Here is a 17,927-nt window from a genome sequence, read left to right on the forward strand (position 1 = left end):
TAGAGAGAATAGAGATGAAAATAAAAAATAAACCAACAATGTTAAGAAACTGCATTTTAAATTTTAAGACATATGATAGTGGTATCATCTGCCAATTGATAGTCGCTAAATTTTTGAACCCGCCGTTTAATATCCATTGATATTTCATTACTTGGACGGTTTTCTGTATCCAAGGATTCAACCAGTGACATTAGGTTTTCAAAACCAAAACGCTCTCCTTCCGAATTCACTGCCTCTGGTAATCCATCGGAGTAAAGTAATAAAAAGTCATTTTCTTGCATCTGCATTTCCCGGGCTTGATAATCAACCGTATCCTGTATGCCCAGCGGATATTTAGGAGCTGGCGTACTAACGAATTCGGCCTTCCCGTTGCGCTTTAGAATTGGCAAACAGTGACCTGCATTTGCCAACATTAATTTTCTGCTTTTTAAATGAAATTGTGCAATAATGCAGGTAATAAAGGTCTGAGGATCGGTACGGCTGTGCAGTGTTGGAGTAATTTCGCGAAGGATTTCCTCGGGCCGGTCGCGATGAAGCCGTGATAGTAACAATCCACTGGTGAATACCGCATGCATCGCCGCCTTCATTGCCTTCCCTGAGACATCTACGATAGTCATATTAAGCACTTTGCTATTTTCTGAACTGTTATGCCCAACAATGTAATCGAAGTAGTCTCCTCCCACTTCAAATGAAGGCATAAAGAATCCGTAAACATCAACACCATCCAGAGATGGAGGCTTCAACGGCATTAACTTAAATTGGCTTTCCCGTGCAATTTCTATCTCTTTTTCTACCCTTAAATGATTCGCCATACGCTGTTGATAAGCAGGAATATATCCACTCAATTCGTGAATAGAATTGCCATACTTAAATGCAATAAGTCCATAAATAAGAGGTAAGCCTAGAATCGCAAACTGTGTCCATGATATATAAGCGACATCTAAACTTGAAGATCCCCAATACGGCATAATCATAATGATAGCAACAAAGCCCCACCACCCTGTGGCAAATGACACCAAGCCAGCCTTCTCTATCACATATAAAACAACGGCTCCAATTAATGTAAAAATAATAACATCATACCATCCCGGTCCAACGATACCAATGAGTATAGCAGATCCTGCAAAGAGGAAGCCCAGCAAAACCATACCGAGCCCATAATAGAGCCATTTACTTTCAACTTTTGAGGATAAAAAACCTGTGACAACCCCAACATGACCCAATGACACAAGTACCACATTAACCCATATAGATATATTTATAGTTAATAACTTGGGCTGCATGCTCGCCTCTGCAAAACCAAATTGACTGTCAGCCTGAAAATATTGCGTACCAAATACATATACCCCCGCAGCAAAAATTCCCAGCATTACTCCTGTAACAGCATACCCTCGTAATAGCCCTTCGCCAGTTTCCCGGAAAAAAAACTGTTTTTGCCAAAAAGCATCTACTAATTGAAGCTGTACTTGATCTTTTGATCGTGCCAGTACTTCCCAACCGATGTATGCCATTGCTGCATACAACCCCATTACAGCTGCAAATAATAAATTATTAAGCAGGTACACCGCCTCACTTGTAGCATGCAAAAATACGTCTATGGTATTGAACATATACAAAACACGCCATAGCATAACTGCAATTGTTACACTCACCATAATAACTATTGCCCGACGCCATTCTACCTGTCCTTTGTTAATATACTTAATACCTAAAAAGAAGATCAGGAAGGCTAAAATCCCACTAGACAAAAAAGTGACCGTAAGATCAAAATTGCTAATTGTTTGAAATGAGCCTAGTTGCTCAGGCTCATACTTTTCCAATGCCTCAAAATTATCTATCGCAACCCCATACCGGATATTAGCAATATTAGAAACATTAGACTCCCTGATCATTGGTGTCACTTCCAAAGAAATATTCTCAGGCCCGGGCGTACCTATCTGCTTTTTAGTCCAGCTAAAGACCATATTATTGCCCACACTACTGTTAGACATATTAAGAGGCTGAGTTTTGGGGCCGGGCTCTGAACTCATCAACGTATCTTGAACATCTACATATTTTAGTGCGTACCGATCTAAATCATAGCCAAATATATTACGTACAATACGATCAGCTATGGCAAATAAAGAGTCTCCTGCTACAAAGGTGGGATTAAGATTTTGTGGATACGAAGATATGCGTCGTACTTTGCCTTGCTGGTCATATCTAATATCTAACTGGCCCAACTCAGACATAAAGCTGGTCTTATCATAAACGACTCTGTCACCCGGACTTTGTTCAACACCAATTTGTACAAGCCACCCAGTAAGGTTAACCCCCTTTTTATTTAACACCCCCGCTGACGACAGATTGTTCTCAGTAGAATCTTGAAGTATTTTATAGTAATTCAAATGTTGAGTGCGTGTAGCCATCATGGCAAGACTATCAACAGAAAATCCCAACTGAGTTGCCAACTGCTGCGTTTTACCCTCAATAGCCAACTTACTGTGATCAACAGGAGCATTGGCATTAAATGAAATAGAAGAGTGCAACAAGAAAAAAGCTGCAAAACCCATCACTCCAAGAAAAACCCAGTATGTTAATCGCTGCCCCATCAATTCAGTATTAATTATCAGTATTTACTACCAACTGAGATTTATTGTAAAACATCCCATTCATTTATGAGTATCGCCTAATTAAATCACACTCAAATATACATCTTGTATAGGAAAACCTTACGTTTTTTTAAGCTTATTTGTTATCTGTATTGCAATTTTCTAATTCAAATCTGTACTTTATCTGAGATTGCCAATACATACTAAATACAGAAAGTTCTTTACTAAGATCATAAAAAAAGCCGATGGACAAGCTGCCCATCGGCTCTAAAATTATTTATCAGAAAAGAACGGTTGGTAATTAACTCTCTGCTTCTTCCGTCTCTCCGTCAAACGCTTCGAACACCATCTTTAGGTCATCAGCAATCTCCACTTTTGTGCGACCTTCGATACGGTGACGGGGTATCATTGCTTTTATTTCTCCATCTTTAAAATATGCGAAAGCCGGAGACGATGGAGGATACTCACTAAAGTATTCACGTGCGCGTGCTGTTGCTTCTTTATCTTGACCTGCAAACACAGTAACCATATGATCAGGCTGCACCTCCGATTCATTAAGTGCGATCTTTACTCCCGGGCGTGCATTTCCAGCAGCACATCCACAAACCGAATTAATTACCATTAGCATCGTGCCTTCATTATATTCTTTCATAGCACGATCTACATCTTCAACCGTCTCCAATTCTTCAATTCCAAGTTCTGTTAACTCTTCTCGCATCCATGAGACATCGGGGCCTGCTCCTAGTCCAAATTGCATAAGTAATCGTATTTATTTCTGCTTAGTATTCAAAAAACAAATATAACATTCTAATATGAAGTATTGAAGAAGAAAAAGCACTCCATGAGAACATGAAGTGCTTTTCCACTTTTCGCTAAAATATGCTCTTAATATTATCGAGCATCATTATAATATTCATTCACTTGATCCCAGTTGACCAAGTTCCAGAAGTTATTAACATAAGTTCCACGCTCGTTCTGATAATTTAGATAATAGGCGTGTTCCCAAACATCAACACCGAGGATTGGTGTTAAGCCATTCATATACGGGCTATTTTGGTTCGCAGTAGAAAGCACTTCTAAGCTGCTATCCTTCTTAACGCACAACCAACCCCATCCAGAACCAAACTGTCCTGTTGCGGCATTATTAAACGCTTCTTTGAATGAAGCAAAATCACCGAACTCTTCATTAATTGCTCCTGCAATATCACCGGTTGGTTCACCGCCACCATTAGGAGAAAGAATAGTCCAAAATAATTTGTGGTTCGCATAACCACCGCCATTGTTGATTACTGCCTGACGAATATTTTCAGGTACTTCAGTAATACGCTGTAAGACTTCTTCAATAGGCAATTCAGCAAATTCATGCCCTTCAAGAGCAGCATTTACCTTATTTGTATATCCTTGGTGGTGTTTACCATGATGAATTCTCATGGTTTGTTCATCAATATGCGGTGCCAATGCATCGTAATCGTACGGTAGGTCAGGTAATTCGTAAGCCATAGTTATTTTTTAGTTTTAAATTTCAAATAGTTGTTAATAATATAATAATGAATAATGTTAACTCATTACGCTGCAATGCCTTAAATTTAGCATCTAAGATTCATACTCCCAATCAAAAAACTATATCTTATCGTTCCATTAGTTTTTCGAGAAATAATCCCTCGAAAAAAGCAGAAATCATGATGATTTTATCCTATTTTAGGGACTTAACTAAAATATCGCTGTTAGCTTTTATATTCTAATATGAGCCAAGATTACGACGTTATTATTATTGGATCCGGCCCAGCCGGCTTTTCATGTGCTATGCAAAGTTCAAAGTTTGATAAAAAAGCCCTGGTGGTTGAAGCACATAAAGAATATCTCGGGGGAACCTGGATTAATACTGGCACCGTGCCTAGCAAAGCTCTTCGTGAAGCAGCTAAAACAATTCTGGAATTTAACAATCAATTTGGAGATCACGAGAATAAGAAGCCTTATGAACGCTTCCGCATGGCAGACCTGCTGCAATACAAACAGGAGATTCTGGAAAAGGAAAACCGCAAGGTCAAAAACGACCTAATCAAGAACAAAATTGATGTAGCAAGAGGATCAGGGAGACTTGTAGATGAACACACTGTAGAAGTAGAAACCCATTTTGGATCTACCGAAAAATATACTGCCGATTATATCCTAGTTTGCACTGGCAGTAATCCGGTAGAACCCAAGGAGTTTGAGATTGACCACAAGAAAGTTCTAGATTACAGATCAATTCTCGAACTAACACATATACCGCGACGACTAACGGTTATAGGTTCAGGGGTTAATGCAATTGAATATGCAACTACTTTTGCTGCCTTGGGTACTCGTGTAACAATACTTAACGACCGCGAAGAATATCTCACTTTTCTGGATCATGAAATAAAAGAACATATTGAACATCATTTTGATGAGAAAGGAATCAATATTAAAAATGATGTTGCTATACAAGAGGTAGCATTTAACTCACTGCGAAACCATACTGAAGTAAAATTCAATAAAAAATCCGGCGATCAGCGATTGCAGGTCATTGAAACCGAACACGTGCTTTTTCTCGGTGGAAGGCAACCTAACACTAACGGGCTTAACCTGGAAGCGGTACAAGTAGAAACCGATAACAATGATTTCATCACCACTGATGATTCGTTTAAAACCAATGTTGATAGTATTTATGCTGCTGGTGATGTGATAGGCTTTCCTCGTCTTGCCTCTGCTTCCTTCTCACAGGGGCGCCTTGCCGCATGTAATATGTTTGGGATTCCAGCTCTTAAAGTGCCTGACCAAATTCCATACGGTATCTATGCAATTCCTGAAATCTCAAATATTGGCCTTACCGAAGAGCAGGCAAAAGAGATGGATATTAATGTATCAGTGGGTCGCGCCTATTTTAAAAACATTGCCAAAGCTGATATGACAAACCATACCGATGGGATTCTCAAACTTGTTTTTAACAGCAATAATTTCAAGCTGCTGGGAGTTCATATTTTTGGTGATGAGGCCGCAAACCTTATTCACTTGGGCCAATCGGTTATGGCAAACGATGGGGATATCCGATACTTCATAAATCACGTCATGAACTATCCTACATTAAGTGAGGCCTACCGTATTGCAGCATTTAATGGAGTAAACCGGGTATATAAAGCCGGCGTAAAATATAAAAACATCCTTGAAAATAAGGACAATAACTAATCAAAGAAGATGACGGACTAAAACGGCCGCTTAACTTAAACGTAATATATTGCCATTGGCAGTCCTGTTTCATCTTTCGGAGGATTATCAGGCAATGTTTTCATCTCCTTCTCAGTTGATTTTAGGGCAAACAAGGCCAATGCCATAGCATCAACGATATCATCTTCATCAACTTGGTTACGCCGGTACTCTTCTTTGATATCCCGAAAAAAGTCATCTGCAAACTTGCTGCGATCTTTCAACAGCTTAAGACGATGGCGAAGTCCCTTCTTTGTAGCTTTTTTCTGGAGTATAGAATTGTCTCCATTTAAGATCCGAAAAAGAAGCTCGGGATGACTTTCAAAAACTTTATCTCTTAAATCTTCACTATTTTGCAGAAACTGATCTACCGTTCGAATATTCGGCGTAATATTCCAGGCCTGAATCGATATTTTCTTTCCCGTTTCTTCATAGCTGGTCATAGATGCCTCGGCATAAGTGGGCGCATGCAAAGCCGGACGTATGGGCGGGTTAAAAACACTGGCCTGGTAATCAGGGCCCAAAACATCCCGGAGTTTATCATCACACTTTCGTACATAATCAGATGCTGATAGGCCAATGGGCACATCAATAAAAGTGCGATCAAATTTTTCTAAAAACTCCTTAAGTTCCTGGTCCGACTCTAGTAGCCAATAGCCTGCATGTTCCTCATCCAAACTTATTGCTATCCAACCAGCCCGACAGCCGTCAATTCCTAATGTTTTCACCGCAAATAATTTTAGTGTTGTTCTTGCTGTTCCTCTTTCGCGTACTCTTTTAGAGTAATATGCAAATCATCCAGTTGTTCTTGATCTACATAATCAGGGCTACTATCCATCAAGCTCTGAGCTTTCTGATTTTTGGGAAAAGCGATAACATCCCGAAGGCTTGTTCCGCCCGTTAAGATCATAACAATGCGATCTACCCCGAATGCAATACCACCATGAGGGGGTGCGCCATACTTAAATGCTTCAAGCAAAAAGCCAAACCTCTTCTCAGCTTCTTCTTTATCAATACCTAATAAATCAAACATTTTAGTTTGTAGTTCCCGATCATGTATGCGGATTGAACCTCCACCAATTTCATACCCATTAAGTACTAAATCGTATGCTCGAGAACGTACATCATCAGGATTATCATTCAGCGTTTCTAAATCGTCAGGGTGAGGTGATGTAAACGGATGGTGCAATGCATGATAGCGATGATCCTCTTTGCTGTATTCAACCAGCGGGAAATCAGTGACCCACAGAAATTCATATGCATCCTCATTAATAAGATTATACTCTTCGGCCATCATTAAACGAAGCTGGCCTAATTGCTTGTGGACTTCAGGGGCAGGACCTGCTAAGATCAATACGAGATCTCCCATTTCTGCCTCAGCAGTCTCGACCATTGCATCAACAGTTTTTTCTTCAAGAAACTTACCTACACTGCACTTTACTCCGTCGTCTTCATTTAACTTAATATAAATGAGTCCTGCAGCACCTGTTTCATGCTGTACCCGTTCGGTTAAGCGATCGATTGCACCACGTCCCATATCGCCTTGTCCGGGAACCGTGATACCGAGTACCGCACCACCTTTTTCGACAGTACTTGAAAATATCTTAAACTCAGAATCCTCAACCAGCTCAGAAAAATCAGCAAATTCTAACCCAAATCTCGTGTCCGGTTTATCGGTACCATAGGTTTCAATTGCCTCTTTATAGGTCATGCGACTAAAAGGGGCAGACACCTCTTCATCAATCGTATCTTTCAGTAACTTTTTCATCAGCCCTTCCGTCATCTCCATGACGTCATCCTCATCCACAAACGACATCTCAACATCGATTTGTGTAAACTCAGGTTGACGATCTGCGCGCAGATCTTCGTCCCTAAAGCACTTTACAATCTGAAAATAACGATCAAAACCTGAAACCATTAGCAACTGTTTGTAGGTCTGCGGACTCTGGGGTAGTGCAAAAAACCTACCTGGATTCACCCTACTGGGGACCAAGTAATCGCGAGCTCCTTCAGGGGTACTCTTCATAAGTACAGGCGTTTCAACCTCTAAGAATTCATTGTTATGAAAGTACGCCCGAGTAGACTGATAAAAATCAGACCGTAACTTCATATTTTCTTGAATATCAGGACGTCGTAGATCTAGATACCGATATTTAAGACGAGTCTCCTCATTTGTAGCAATATCTTCTTTTATTTCAAAAGGTGTTGTTTCTGCCTCTGAGTAAATCTTAAGATCCGTCACACGAATCTCCACACCGCCGGTAGTAAGTTCCTCATTAATATTCTCTTCACCTCGTTTCTCAACAACACCTTTAATACCAATTACGTACTCGCTTCGAAGCTGTTCGGCTTTTTGATGCAGGTTTTCATCTGTTTCATAAAAAACAATCTGCGTGATTCCATTTCGATCTCGGAGATCAATGAAAATCACCCCACCCAGATCGCGCCGAGTGGCTACCCATCCATTGAGTATGACTTCTTCGCCTGTATTTTCAGTTGTAAGTTCAGAACAATGATGACTTCGTTTCCAGGTCATATGAGCTACTATTAATACTAATAAATTTAAAATGCGTTTTTAGAAATGTTGAAAATAAGTATTATGAAGACCAATCGCTTACTGATATTGTGATAATTTATGTTTGAGCTTCTTCTTGTTTCAAATATTACATCTTCCCTTTTTAAGACCAAACTCACCTAGTATATCCAGCTTGTTCATTATACCTATTTACTGGTTTTAGGCGACGACAACCTATTTTTATATCATAAAAATCATATTAGGTGAACAACCTTTGTGGCTATCCCTCCCATGCTTCTTGAGCTTGAAACATCAGTTTGCTTGGTAATAATATTCGAATCCTTATGGTATTCTAATGTTACCGGGCTCATCGTGGTAGTAGTTATTTTGATTTCCACCTTTGCACCTCAGACTCCTATACATCAATACCTTCAAAAACATTTCACCCAGAGCCTGTAAAAAAGTTAATTCACAGCAAGTGGATACGAACTGTTATATGAACTTTTAAATCATTACTTGGTCCATATATAGCTTTATTTGAGATTGACTTAAAAAACACTTCCCACTTTACTGTGCTTTCGTTACATTATTAGTTCTAAACTTCCAGACTTAATTGACTTTTGCAGATCTGGATCGCTAAAAGAGGGATATCTATGACATCTATCTCCGTTCTTATTGCTGATGATCATGAGATTGTTCGATATGGTATCAGTACATATTTATCATCTGCTAAAGACATTGACATTGTAGGGAAAGCTTCAAGTGGAGAAGAATGCCTAAACCTTTTTCAAAAGGAAAAGCCGGATGTATGCCTGCTCGACATCAGTATGCCCAAGAAAAATGGTATAGAAACCGCCAAAAGCATTCGAAGCCTCAATGATGAAACAAAAATCATTATACTCTCAATGCATATTGATAAGCAGATGCTCAATGACGCTCTGGAAGCAGATATAAACGGCTATCTTTTGAAAAACACCGAAAAGTCTGACCTTTTGCACGGCATTCGTGCTGTTATGAAGGGACAACAAATTTTTAGTGACCCAATCTCTGAGCTTATCAAAAAATCATTTCTAAATAGCAACAATAGTAAAAAGAATCGCACGAACCACTCTATTACAGATCGTGAACAAGAAATATTACAATTCATAGTAGACGGTTTCACAAGTAAAGAAATCGCCCAAAAACTATACATCAGTCCCCGTACTGTCGATACCCATAGAGCCAATCTGATGGAAAAATTGGAACTGAAAAATATTGCTGAACTTGTACGCTATGCTATTGAACACGATCTGGTTTCTATAGGTTGATTTTCAATACGTAAAAATACGTACCCTAAAATACATACTATCTCTATTGATGCTAAAAGCTTCGGCTATTACATTGTAAGTGCAAATGGGGTAATAGCCGTCTGTAGATGATATTTAGCAGCTATCTGTGACAGGATAGCTGCTAATTTTTTGCCTTTCACTAAATATTTATATCTGCACCGTTCTTATAACTAGCATTGAAAATAAGTTAGATTTTTTTTGCTCTCGAATATTTCTTTCAAATCAAAAAAAACTGAGAATACGTTCTAAAAACGGTAAAACTTAAACTTGGAAAGAGATCTCAAATTTTGTCCACTTATCCTCTGAAATATTGATTTCCCCTTCAAGTTGTTGAGTTAACGTTTTAACAAGAGTCATCCCCAAAGAATTACTTTCGGCAATTGTAAAACCTTCAGGCAGCCCCTTACCATTATCTTTTACTGAAAACTGTACCGTACCATCTGTCTCTTCAAGTGCAACTACGATCTCCCCATCATTGACATCCTCAAAACCGTGCTTAAAAGCATTATTTAGCAGCTCATTTACAATAAGCCCCAAGGGAACTGCTTTTGTTATATCCAGATCAAAACTCTCAACCTTATTTTTAATTGTTATATTTTTTTGCTCAGAATTAAAAGCATCAGAAATCATTCCGGCAAAATCTTCGATATATTCTTGAATATCGATTGCAGACAGCGTCTCATTCTGATACAACTTCTCATGGATCATTGCAATTGACCTGATCCGCGACTGGGTATCTTCAAAAACAGTAACCAGCGGCTCTTCAGATTCATGCTTCTGCAATTCTAATAAACTTGAAATAACGGCAAGGTTATTTTTTACCCGGTGGTGAATTTCCTCTAAAAGAGTTTGTTTCTCTTTTAAAGACCGTTCAATCTCCACTTCATATTTCTTTCGATCTGATATATCTCTTACGCTTCCCACGATAGCCACGGCAGTCCCATTCTTACCCTTCACCAATGCCCGCTGATTATTCACCCAAATATAATTTCCATTATTGGTCCTAATTCTAAACTCCGTCTCATCTGCAAAATAGTCGTAATGACCTTTCTCTTCCATGCTCTCGATTTCCTGTTTCATTTTCTCCAAATCTTCCGGATGGACGTGCCCCAATACAAATGACCTGCCTTTATTTAAGAAATCATCAGTCGGATATCCCAGCATCTCTTCTACATAAGGACTTATGTATTCATACTGTCCCGATTTAATATCTAACTGATAAACGATATCACGGGAATGCTGCAATACCTTTTTAAATTTTGACTCACTTCTGGAAAGCTTTTCATTTAAATTATTTATCTCTCTGAAAAAAGAGTTGACTACCAAATAACCAATTATTAGAAGTGTTATCCCTACAATAATAATTGTCCAGAAAATAAACGATTTAACCCAACTTGCCATGCTCCCCATGGTATGTGAAAAACTTCCCTCTAATTCAGTAAGATTATGATCAATTGAGGAAATTTCTGATGCAATTCTCTTTCTTTTTTGAATTCCAAGCTCCCCCTTTTGTATAGCCTCATGCAGCTTCGCTCCTAATTTTTCCAGCTCGGCAATCTGCTCATCCCCTTTTTGCCAGGTATTAATCGCTTTTTGGAGTTGCTCAGAACTCTTAAAGTTTTGGGTAAGCCAGATGAGCAAGCTAATATCCTCATCATGCCCTATGCCCAGTTTAAAACCTTGGTATGCAATTTCTAAGTTGGGATTATCAGACATTAATGTCTTACGTGCTCTTTCAAACCCCTGATGCAATTCCAACTTATCACGAAACTTTTGATAATAAGAAGGTTCTTTGTGAATACTATACTCTAGCAATGAAGTAACCGCTTCTTTTTGTGCTTTCGTCCACTGACCTTCACCTGCGATGTAGGCACGAACAGATGAAAGTGTTTTGGTTCCATAGTAGGTGCCCACCATCATGAACAAAGCCAAGACTACAAAAACTAAAATAATAGCAATCCGACTCCTATTATTGCTAATACTATTCAGTAAGCCAATCATAATATGATTTTTACTAATTCGACGAAGAAATGCTTACCAACATATTAATTTTGATATGAAAGAAAGCTAATTACAACCTCTAAAAAAGAGAGGAGTACATAATACAGTCCTCAAACTGAGAAATAATGTCCTACCTTATACCCGTACTACACTCATTGTAATAAATATTACCAATTATTAGCGACTAAACTAAATATTGACTACCTCTATAATATCCTGCAGTATTTTCGGCTAATTACTTACTAATAAAAAGAGAGGCTTTCAATAAATTGGAACCGTTTTAAAAAAGCTCTAAAGCACTTTTTCTATAAAATACTCTAGAAAAAAGTACCGTGGGGCGGAATCGAACCGCCGACCTCCGGGTTATGAATCCGACGCTCTCACCAACTGAGCTACCACGGTATGGTGATCAAATCAAGAGTTGCCAAATATAAAGCATTAATCAGTAAATATTAAGTACTTTTTCCTTTTTTTTATCTTTCCCCATATAAATAAGACATCTTTTTTTGAGGCTCCTTTAAATCACCTTATTTTCCAACTTATTAATTTCAAAAAACTATAAGCATTGAATATTTATATCTCTCATGGCAAAGAAAATCACCAGTAAAGACGAAGATTTTTCGCAATGGTATCAAGACATAATTCGTGAAGGCAAGCTAGCCGACCACTCTCCTGTTCGAGGGTGTATGGTCATTCGTCCCAATGGATATGCGCTTTGGGAAAACATGCAAGATGCTCTTGACCAGATGTTCAAGGATACGGGCCATGAGAATGCCTATTTCCCTCTTTTTATTCCTAAATCATTTCTATCAAAAGAAGCTCAACATGTAGAAGGTTTTGCAAAAGAATGTGCCGTTGTAACTCATAGCCGACTGCAAAGCTCGGATGATGGTGTCGAAGTTGATCCGGATTCTAAGCTTGAAGAAGAACTCATTGTTCGGCCAACTTCAGAAACTATTATCTGGGATTCATATCGGAACTGGATTCAATCATATCGCGACCTGCCTATACTGATCAATCAATGGGCGAATGTAGTCCGTTGGGAGATGCGCACCCGGTTATTTTTGCGAACTATGGAATTTTTGTGGCAAGAAGGCCATACAGCACATGCTACCAAAGATGAAGCTGTAAAAGAAACCAAACAGATGCTTGAAGTATATCGTACTTTTGCAGAAGAATATATGGCAATGCCGGTTGTAACTGGTGTTAAAACGGAGTCTGAACGTTTCGCCGGAGCGGTAGACACTTATTGCATTGAGACACTGCTACAAGACAATAAAGCACTGCAAGCGGGAACCTCACACTTTTTGGGGCAAAACTTTGCTAAAGCTTTTGATGTAAAGTTTCAAAGTTCAGAAGGGCAACATGAATATGTATGGGCAACCAGCTGGGGTGTTTCTACTCGTCTCATTGGCGGTTTAATCATGACTCATTCTGATGATCAAGGTTTGGTCTTACCTCCCAAGCTAGCACCAAACCAAGTCGTTATTGTACCTATCTGGAAAAATGATGAACAAAAAGAACAAGTTCTCGATTATTGCCATGAAATTATGGATGAACTGAAAGAACTGGATATTCGAATTAAACTTGACCATCGCGAGAACATGAGTCCTGGTTGGAAATTCAATGAACATGAAGCAGCCGGTATCCCGCTTCGCCTAACTATTGGGCCTCGTGATCTTTCAAATAACAATGTTGAACTTGCACGACGAGATACTGGTAACAAAAAGATTGTTGACCGTAATGGAATTGCTCAAAAAGCAGATGATCTTCTTGACACCATCCAAGATAAACTCTTTGATACAGCACAAAAAAGGATCCAAGATAACACCCATTCCGTTGATTCTTATGAAGAGTTTAAAAAGGTGCTCGATGATCAAGGGGGATTTGTTTATGCTCACTGGGACGGTACAGCTGAAACAGAAGAAAAAATCAAAGACGAAACAAAAGCCACTATTCGATGCATTCCACTTGAAGATGGTGAAGAAGGGGAATGTATGATAACGGGCAAGCCCTCAAAACAAAAGGTACTCTTTGCCCGTGCCTACTAAAACGACATAAAATTGGATCGGATATCAGAAGCAGAAAACAGATTTAGTATTAAGCAACGCTTTAAAAGCACCGGCATAGCAGGCCTGATATCCGATCTTTTTAATCCTCTATTTCTTCCTCTTTTAGTTTTAATAGTGCTGGCTATACAGCTGCAACTGCCATACCTTTCCGTTGGCTGGATAACGGGTGTATCGCTGATATTCTATACTGTAATACCACTTTGCACTTCATTTTATTTATTAAAAACGAATACAATTTCTTCACTTGACCTGCCAGAACGAGAATCAAGAAGTAGACTTTTTTTAATTTCACTTGCATCTTCTGCCATTGCTTTTCTTCTCTTTTTTTATTCCAAACAACATACCCATACTATAATACCGTTAGTTGCTTTAACCTTTTTAATAAATGCTGCAATTGCCTTTGTCGTAAACCTATACTGGAAAATAAGCATACATTCAGCTTCTCTTTCATCAACTGCAGCAATTTTCTTTTTTATTTCTCAATATCAGATACTATCATCATTTTATGCAGCCCTCATTTTATCATTATTTATCCTTTTACTACTTTTACCAATAATGATTTGGGCTCGATATCACTTAAAGATTCATACATGGACAGAACTACTCGGAGGCGCTGTAACGGGATTTTTGCTCACTATTATTGATTTAACCATACTTACAACCATATGGTAACTACTAGCTTGAATGCCCCGACTTCTCACTATTTACTAACTGCGGAATTAAGTCAAGAGATAGACCGTAAGACCATTGGAGAAATGCAATTTGATGGTTTTACATTAATGGAGATAGCAGGTAAATCAGCAAGCCAACTATTTCTCGATCACTACAAACAGCTCTCTAAGGGGCTCTACCTCTGTGGAAAAGGAAATAATGCCGGGGATGCCTTAGTTTTTGCTCGATATCTTTTACAAAATGGGATTAAGGCCTCAGTAGTTTTTATTAGCGGCAGTTCCGATCTCTCTGAAAATACTAAACGAAACTTGGAGCTGCTCCAAAAATATGATCATGATAATACACTCAACGTGTATGAAAACTGGAATGACGCCAAACCGATTAAAAACTTTGACTTTATTGTTGATGGTCTACTGGGAACAGGATTAAATAGTAATGTTCGAGGGAAATATGCAGAGGCTATAAAATGGTGTAACAAACAAGAACTACCTACTTTTGCAATGGATATTCCTACTGGCTTGCATCCCAACACCGGTGAAATAATGGGAACTGCCCTGGAGGCAAACCATACGTTCTCATTCGGTGGCCTTAAACAGGGCTTTTACCTTGAAGAGGGACCTGCCCTTACAGGAAAAATAGATTACTGTAAACTGCCATTTCCCCATAAGTATAAAAAGAACTGTAGCAATTTCTTGCTAGATGAAAGCTGGGTATCTACCGATATATCGCCGACAGGAAAACATAAATATGATTCGGGCGTACTTTATATCATTGCTGGTTCTGAGGGTCTCACTGGAGCAGCAATAATGGCAGCAAAGAGCGCTTGGGCAGAAGGCTTGGGTGCAGTGATTCTCATCTGTCCCCGAGGCACGCTTCCCATTTATGAGCAAACATTGCCCTCAATCATAAAAAAACCGGTGGGAAACAGAAATGATTTCTTTTTCAAAAAAGAGCATGCAGAAAAATCCTTACAAATAATTAAAGAAAAAAAAGGATCACTGCTTCTTGGCCCTGGTATAGGGCGCAACAATAGTACTGTTGAGTTTGTAAAATCAATACTGACGACAAATCGAAAACCAACTCTTATTGATGCTGACGGCTTATGGTGCCTGGGGCAATTAGCAAAATGGCCTAAACCCAAGGGAGCAAGCTGGGTATTAACTCCGCATCCGGGAGAATTAAAACAACTTGTGGATGATAAGCTCGATTCAGATTATCAAAGATTACAGGTTGTACAAAAAATATCTAACCAACAGCAAGTAACAATACTTTCAAAAGGAATGCCTGGAATTATCGGAACACTAGAACCTAAGTCTTATTTAACAAATTACGACACAAGCTTTTTTGCCCGAGCCGGTAATGGAGATGTTCTTGCAGGTAAAGTTGCGGCCTATTTAGCATTGGGGTATTCCACAGATAAAAGTTGTGCGATGGGACTACTTAATGGGAAACAAAAACTTGACCAATTTTTAAGAAATTATAAAGAACTACCTGAACCTACAGACTTTATATGAAGATTAATTTGTTTTACTCCTTTCTTTCTAAAAATAGGTTTTTATTGCCCCTTGCTATCATAGGACTTACACTTGTCATGTTGGTACTAACATTGTTACCATCCAGTACTTTTGTTAATAGTGAGTTAATAAGTTATGACAAAATTGGCCACCTAATTCTTTTTGGAAGTTGGACCTATATCCTCGGTTTATACCATGATATCCAATGGGAATCATCTACAAATTTATGGGTAATATGTCTTATCGGAATTACCTTTGGTCTAGCAGTAGAAGTTTTACAATACCTGCTCCCGCTAAACCGACATGGTGACTGGGCCGATCTACTTGCTGATACCGTTGGATGCTTGATTGCAGTATGGGCGCTAAAGAAAACCATCCCTAGTGAATAGCTTCTAGCTAAATTCTTTTTTTGACTTTTCATAGAGGCTTTTATTTATTAATACTATCTTATTAGTATTATCTTTATAATAATTATAGCCTATGAGAAATAACTACAAAGAACCGACTAACGACCTTCGCAACTACTATACTCTTTTCTTTCAAACAGGCCTTATTCTAGTCCTCATTGTATTAATTGCAGCAATGAAGGTTGAATTTGTTTCCAAAAAACCTAATACAGACCTGACGGAAGAGCAGGAAATCACAAAAATGGAGGATATTATTCAAACCAAACAGGAAGAAACCCCTCCTCCACCTCCTCGCCCCCAGGTACCCGTTGAAGTACCTAACGACGAAATTATTGAAGATCAAAGTATTGACCTGGATGCGGAAATGAGTTTGGACGAACCCCTTGAGATGCCTCCACCACCTGAAGAGGAAGAAGATGAAGAAGACTTCTTTATTGCAGTTCAACAGATGCCAAAAATGATAGGAGGACAAGAATGGCTATACAAAAATATAACCTATCCTGAAGCAGCTCGAAGATCAGGAATAGAAGGACGTTTAGTTATACAGTTTATCGTAAATAGAAGAGGACAAGCCACAAACTTAAAAGTTCTTCGAGGATTAGGGGGTGGTTGTGTGCAAGCTGCTAAAGACGTTCTTAAAAAAGCTGAATTCAAGGTTGGACGTCAAAGAGGACGAGCTGTGCCGGTACAAATGTCACAAAGCATAGTGTTTAAACTGAATAATTAGCCGTATAAGATGAGAGTTACATCATTCTTAATGATAATAAAGACGCACCTTTTACGTTTTATTTCTAACAGGCAACCAATGAAACAAATAATAAGTTTTTCCTGTTATTAGAGTGGAGATTTAACAGAATTATTCGTTTCATTAGGTTTCCTAATAAAAACTTTTTCTATAAAATTTTACGCGGAGGTAATTATGCGTTCAGACAGAAAGAAACCTAAGTCTGATCTGAGAAACTACTACACTGTCTTTTTACAGTTGGGCATGGTAGCAGTACTTCTCATTTTTATTGTAGCAATGAAGGTGGAGTTCGTTTCCGAAAAGCCTAATACAGACCTGACGGAAGAGCAGGAAATCACAAAAATGGAGGATATTGTTCAAACCAAGCAGGAAGAAACCCCTCCTCCACCTCCTCGCCCCCAGGTACCCGTTGAAGTACCTAACGACGAAATTATTGAAGATCAAAGTATTGACCTGGATGCGGAAATGAGTTTGGACGAACCCCTTGAGATGCCTCCACCACCTGAAGAGGAAGAAGATGAAGAAGACTTTTTTGTTGCTGTAGAACAAATGCCCCAACTTAAAGGAGGCCTAGCTGCACTACAAAAGAAAATTAACTATCCCGAAATGGCCCGAAAAGCTGGTATTGAGGGACGAGTAATTATACAGTTTGTTGTAACTGAAAATGGTAAGGTCGAGAACCCCCGTGTAATTCGAGGTATTGGCGGTGGTGCTGACAAAGAAGCTTTAAGAGTTGTCAAAGAAGCCGAATTTGTTCCCGGTCGTCAGCGTGGGAAAGCAGTCCGTGTGCAATATAGTTTGCCAATAACTTTCCGACTGCAGAACTAACCATAAATCACTTTTATATTGGGAGGTACATC

14 protein-coding genes and 1 tRNA gene are annotated in these 17,927 nt (G+C 38.9%); 8 read left to right on the plus strand and 7 right to left on the minus strand.

What is annotated here, in order from left to right:
* Positions 1 to 56 precede the first annotated feature (56 nt).
* The 3 genes from FCN14_RS07780 to FCN14_RS07790 all read right to left on the minus strand — a co-directional run bounded on the left by FCN14_RS07780 (position 57) and on the right by FCN14_RS07790 (position 4,091).
* Positions 57 to 2,591, minus strand: a complete 2,535-nt coding sequence (locus tag FCN14_RS07780; protein WP_138430634.1) for a PP2C family protein-serine/threonine phosphatase — start codon at positions 2,589 to 2,591, stop codon at positions 57 to 59.
* A gap of 301 nt (positions 2,592 to 2,892) precedes the next feature.
* Entirely contained in the window at positions 2,893 to 3,348 is a 456-nt protein-coding gene (locus tag FCN14_RS07785; protein ID WP_138430635.1) for a BrxA/BrxB family bacilliredoxin, read from the minus strand.
* Between the two features lie 134 nt (positions 3,349 to 3,482).
* Positions 3,483 to 4,091 (minus strand): superoxide dismutase, encoded by a 609-nt coding sequence (locus FCN14_RS07790; RefSeq protein ID WP_138430636.1) that lies wholly within the window; start codon positions 4,089 to 4,091, stop codon positions 3,483 to 3,485.
* Between the two features lie 243 nt (positions 4,092 to 4,334).
* Between FCN14_RS07790 and sthA the strand changes: the two genes are divergently transcribed.
* Entirely contained in the window at positions 4,335 to 5,795 is a 1,461-nt protein-coding gene (gene sthA / locus FCN14_RS07795) for a Si-specific NAD(P)(+) transhydrogenase (RefSeq protein ID WP_138430637.1), read from the plus strand.
* Positions 5,796 to 5,830: 35 nt separating this feature from the next.
* Here the strand turns inward: sthA and FCN14_RS07800 are convergent, their stop codons facing one another.
* Positions 5,831 to 6,541 (minus strand): DUF429 domain-containing protein, encoded by a 711-nt coding sequence (locus FCN14_RS07800; RefSeq protein ID WP_138430638.1) that lies wholly within the window; start codon positions 6,539 to 6,541, stop codon positions 5,831 to 5,833.
* A gap of 11 nt (positions 6,542 to 6,552) precedes the next feature.
* A complete protein-coding gene (gene aspS, locus FCN14_RS07805) occupies positions 6,553 to 8,349 on the minus strand; it encodes an aspartate--tRNA ligase (RefSeq protein WP_138430639.1) in 1,797 nt (598 codons plus the stop codon).
* A 632-nt stretch (positions 8,350 to 8,981) separates the two neighbouring features.
* Between aspS and FCN14_RS07810 the strand changes: the two genes are divergently transcribed.
* Positions 8,982 to 9,635, plus strand: a complete 654-nt coding sequence (locus FCN14_RS07810; RefSeq protein WP_138430640.1) for a response regulator transcription factor — start codon at positions 8,982 to 8,984, stop codon at positions 9,633 to 9,635.
* Between the two features lie 282 nt (positions 9,636 to 9,917).
* On the opposite strand, the gene FCN14_RS07815 is transcribed toward FCN14_RS07810, so the two are convergent.
* Together FCN14_RS07815 and FCN14_RS07820 are read right to left on the minus strand one after the other, a co-directional pair.
* Complete coding sequence (locus FCN14_RS07815) at positions 9,918 to 11,657, minus strand: PAS domain-containing sensor histidine kinase (RefSeq protein WP_138430641.1); 1,740 nt, start codon at positions 11,655 to 11,657, stop codon at positions 9,918 to 9,920.
* 328 nt (positions 11,658 to 11,985) lie between these two features.
* A tRNA-Met gene (locus tag FCN14_RS07820) sits at positions 11,986 to 12,059 on the minus strand.
* Between the two features lie 182 nt (positions 12,060 to 12,241).
* On the opposite strand from FCN14_RS07820, the gene proS reads away from it, so the two are divergent.
* The 6 genes from proS (at position 12,242) to FCN14_RS07850 (ending at position 17,895) form a co-directional block, all read left to right on the plus strand.
* On the plus strand, positions 12,242 to 13,708 hold the full coding sequence (proS, locus tag FCN14_RS07825) for a proline--tRNA ligase (RefSeq protein ID WP_138430642.1): 1,467 nt from the start codon (positions 12,242 to 12,244) through the stop codon (positions 13,706 to 13,708).
* A 12-nt stretch (positions 13,709 to 13,720) separates the two neighbouring features.
* Positions 13,721 to 14,401 (plus strand): hypothetical protein, encoded by a 681-nt coding sequence (locus tag FCN14_RS07830; RefSeq protein WP_138430643.1) that lies wholly within the window; start codon positions 13,721 to 13,723, stop codon positions 14,399 to 14,401.
* The gene (locus FCN14_RS07835; RefSeq protein WP_138430644.1) at positions 14,395 to 15,915 is read left to right on the plus strand and encodes an NAD(P)H-hydrate dehydratase; all 1,521 of its coding nucleotides are present in this window, start codon (positions 14,395 to 14,397) and stop codon (positions 15,913 to 15,915) included. The genes FCN14_RS07830 and FCN14_RS07835 overlap by 7 nt, the downstream gene beginning before the upstream one ends.
* A gap of 44 nt (positions 15,916 to 15,959) precedes the next feature.
* The gene (locus tag FCN14_RS07840) at positions 15,960 to 16,304 is read left to right on the plus strand and encodes a VanZ family protein (protein ID WP_212747584.1); all 345 of its coding nucleotides are present in this window, start codon (positions 15,960 to 15,962) and stop codon (positions 16,302 to 16,304) included.
* 91 nt (positions 16,305 to 16,395) lie between these two features.
* The gene (locus FCN14_RS07845) at positions 16,396 to 17,049 is read left to right on the plus strand and encodes an energy transducer TonB (RefSeq protein WP_138430646.1); all 654 of its coding nucleotides are present in this window, start codon (positions 16,396 to 16,398) and stop codon (positions 17,047 to 17,049) included.
* Between the two features lie 192 nt (positions 17,050 to 17,241).
* Positions 17,242 to 17,895 carry an energy transducer TonB gene (locus FCN14_RS07850; protein ID WP_138430647.1) on the plus strand — a complete coding sequence of 218 codons (654 nt, stop codon included), beginning with the start codon at positions 17,242 to 17,244 and terminating at the stop codon, positions 17,893 to 17,895.
* The last annotated feature ends 32 nt before the right edge of the window (positions 17,896 to 17,927 follow it).

The sequence above is a fragment of the Fodinibius saliphilus genome, assembly GCF_005869845.1.
Taxonomy (GTDB): Bacteria; Bacteroidota; Rhodothermia; order Balneolales; family Balneolaceae; genus Fodinibius; species Fodinibius saliphilus.

Bases quoted from the DNA above. Each gene is read 5' to 3' on its own strand.
- FCN14_RS07780 (WP_138430634.1), bottom strand. From the start codon at position 2,591: ATGGGGCAGCGATTAACATACTGGGTTTTTCTTGGAGTGATGGGTTTT.
- FCN14_RS07785 (WP_138430635.1), bottom strand. From the start codon at position 3,348: ATGCAATTTGGACTAGGAGCAGGCCCCGATGTCTCATGGATGCGAGAA.
- FCN14_RS07790 (WP_138430636.1), bottom strand. From the start codon at position 4,091: ATGGCTTACGAATTACCTGACCTACCGTACGATTACGATGCATTGGCA.
- sthA (WP_138430637.1), top strand. From the start codon at position 4,335: ATGAGCCAAGATTACGACGTTATTATTATTGGATCCGGCCCAGCCGGC.
- aspS (WP_138430639.1), bottom strand. From the start codon at position 8,349: ATGACCTGGAAACGAAGTCATCATTGTTCTGAACTTACAACTGAAAAT.
- FCN14_RS07810 (WP_138430640.1), top strand. From the start codon at position 8,982: ATGACATCTATCTCCGTTCTTATTGCTGATGATCATGAGATTGTTCGA.
- FCN14_RS07815 (WP_138430641.1), bottom strand. From the start codon at position 11,657: ATGATTGGCTTACTGAATAGTATTAGCAATAATAGGAGTCGGATTGCT.
- proS (WP_138430642.1), top strand. From the start codon at position 12,242: ATGGCAAAGAAAATCACCAGTAAAGACGAAGATTTTTCGCAATGGTAT.
- FCN14_RS07835 (WP_138430644.1), top strand. From the start codon at position 14,395: ATGGTAACTACTAGCTTGAATGCCCCGACTTCTCACTATTTACTAACT.
- FCN14_RS07845 (WP_138430646.1), top strand. From the start codon at position 16,396: ATGAGAAATAACTACAAAGAACCGACTAACGACCTTCGCAACTACTAT.
- FCN14_RS07850 (WP_138430647.1), top strand. From the start codon at position 17,242: ATGCGTTCAGACAGAAAGAAACCTAAGTCTGATCTGAGAAACTACTAC.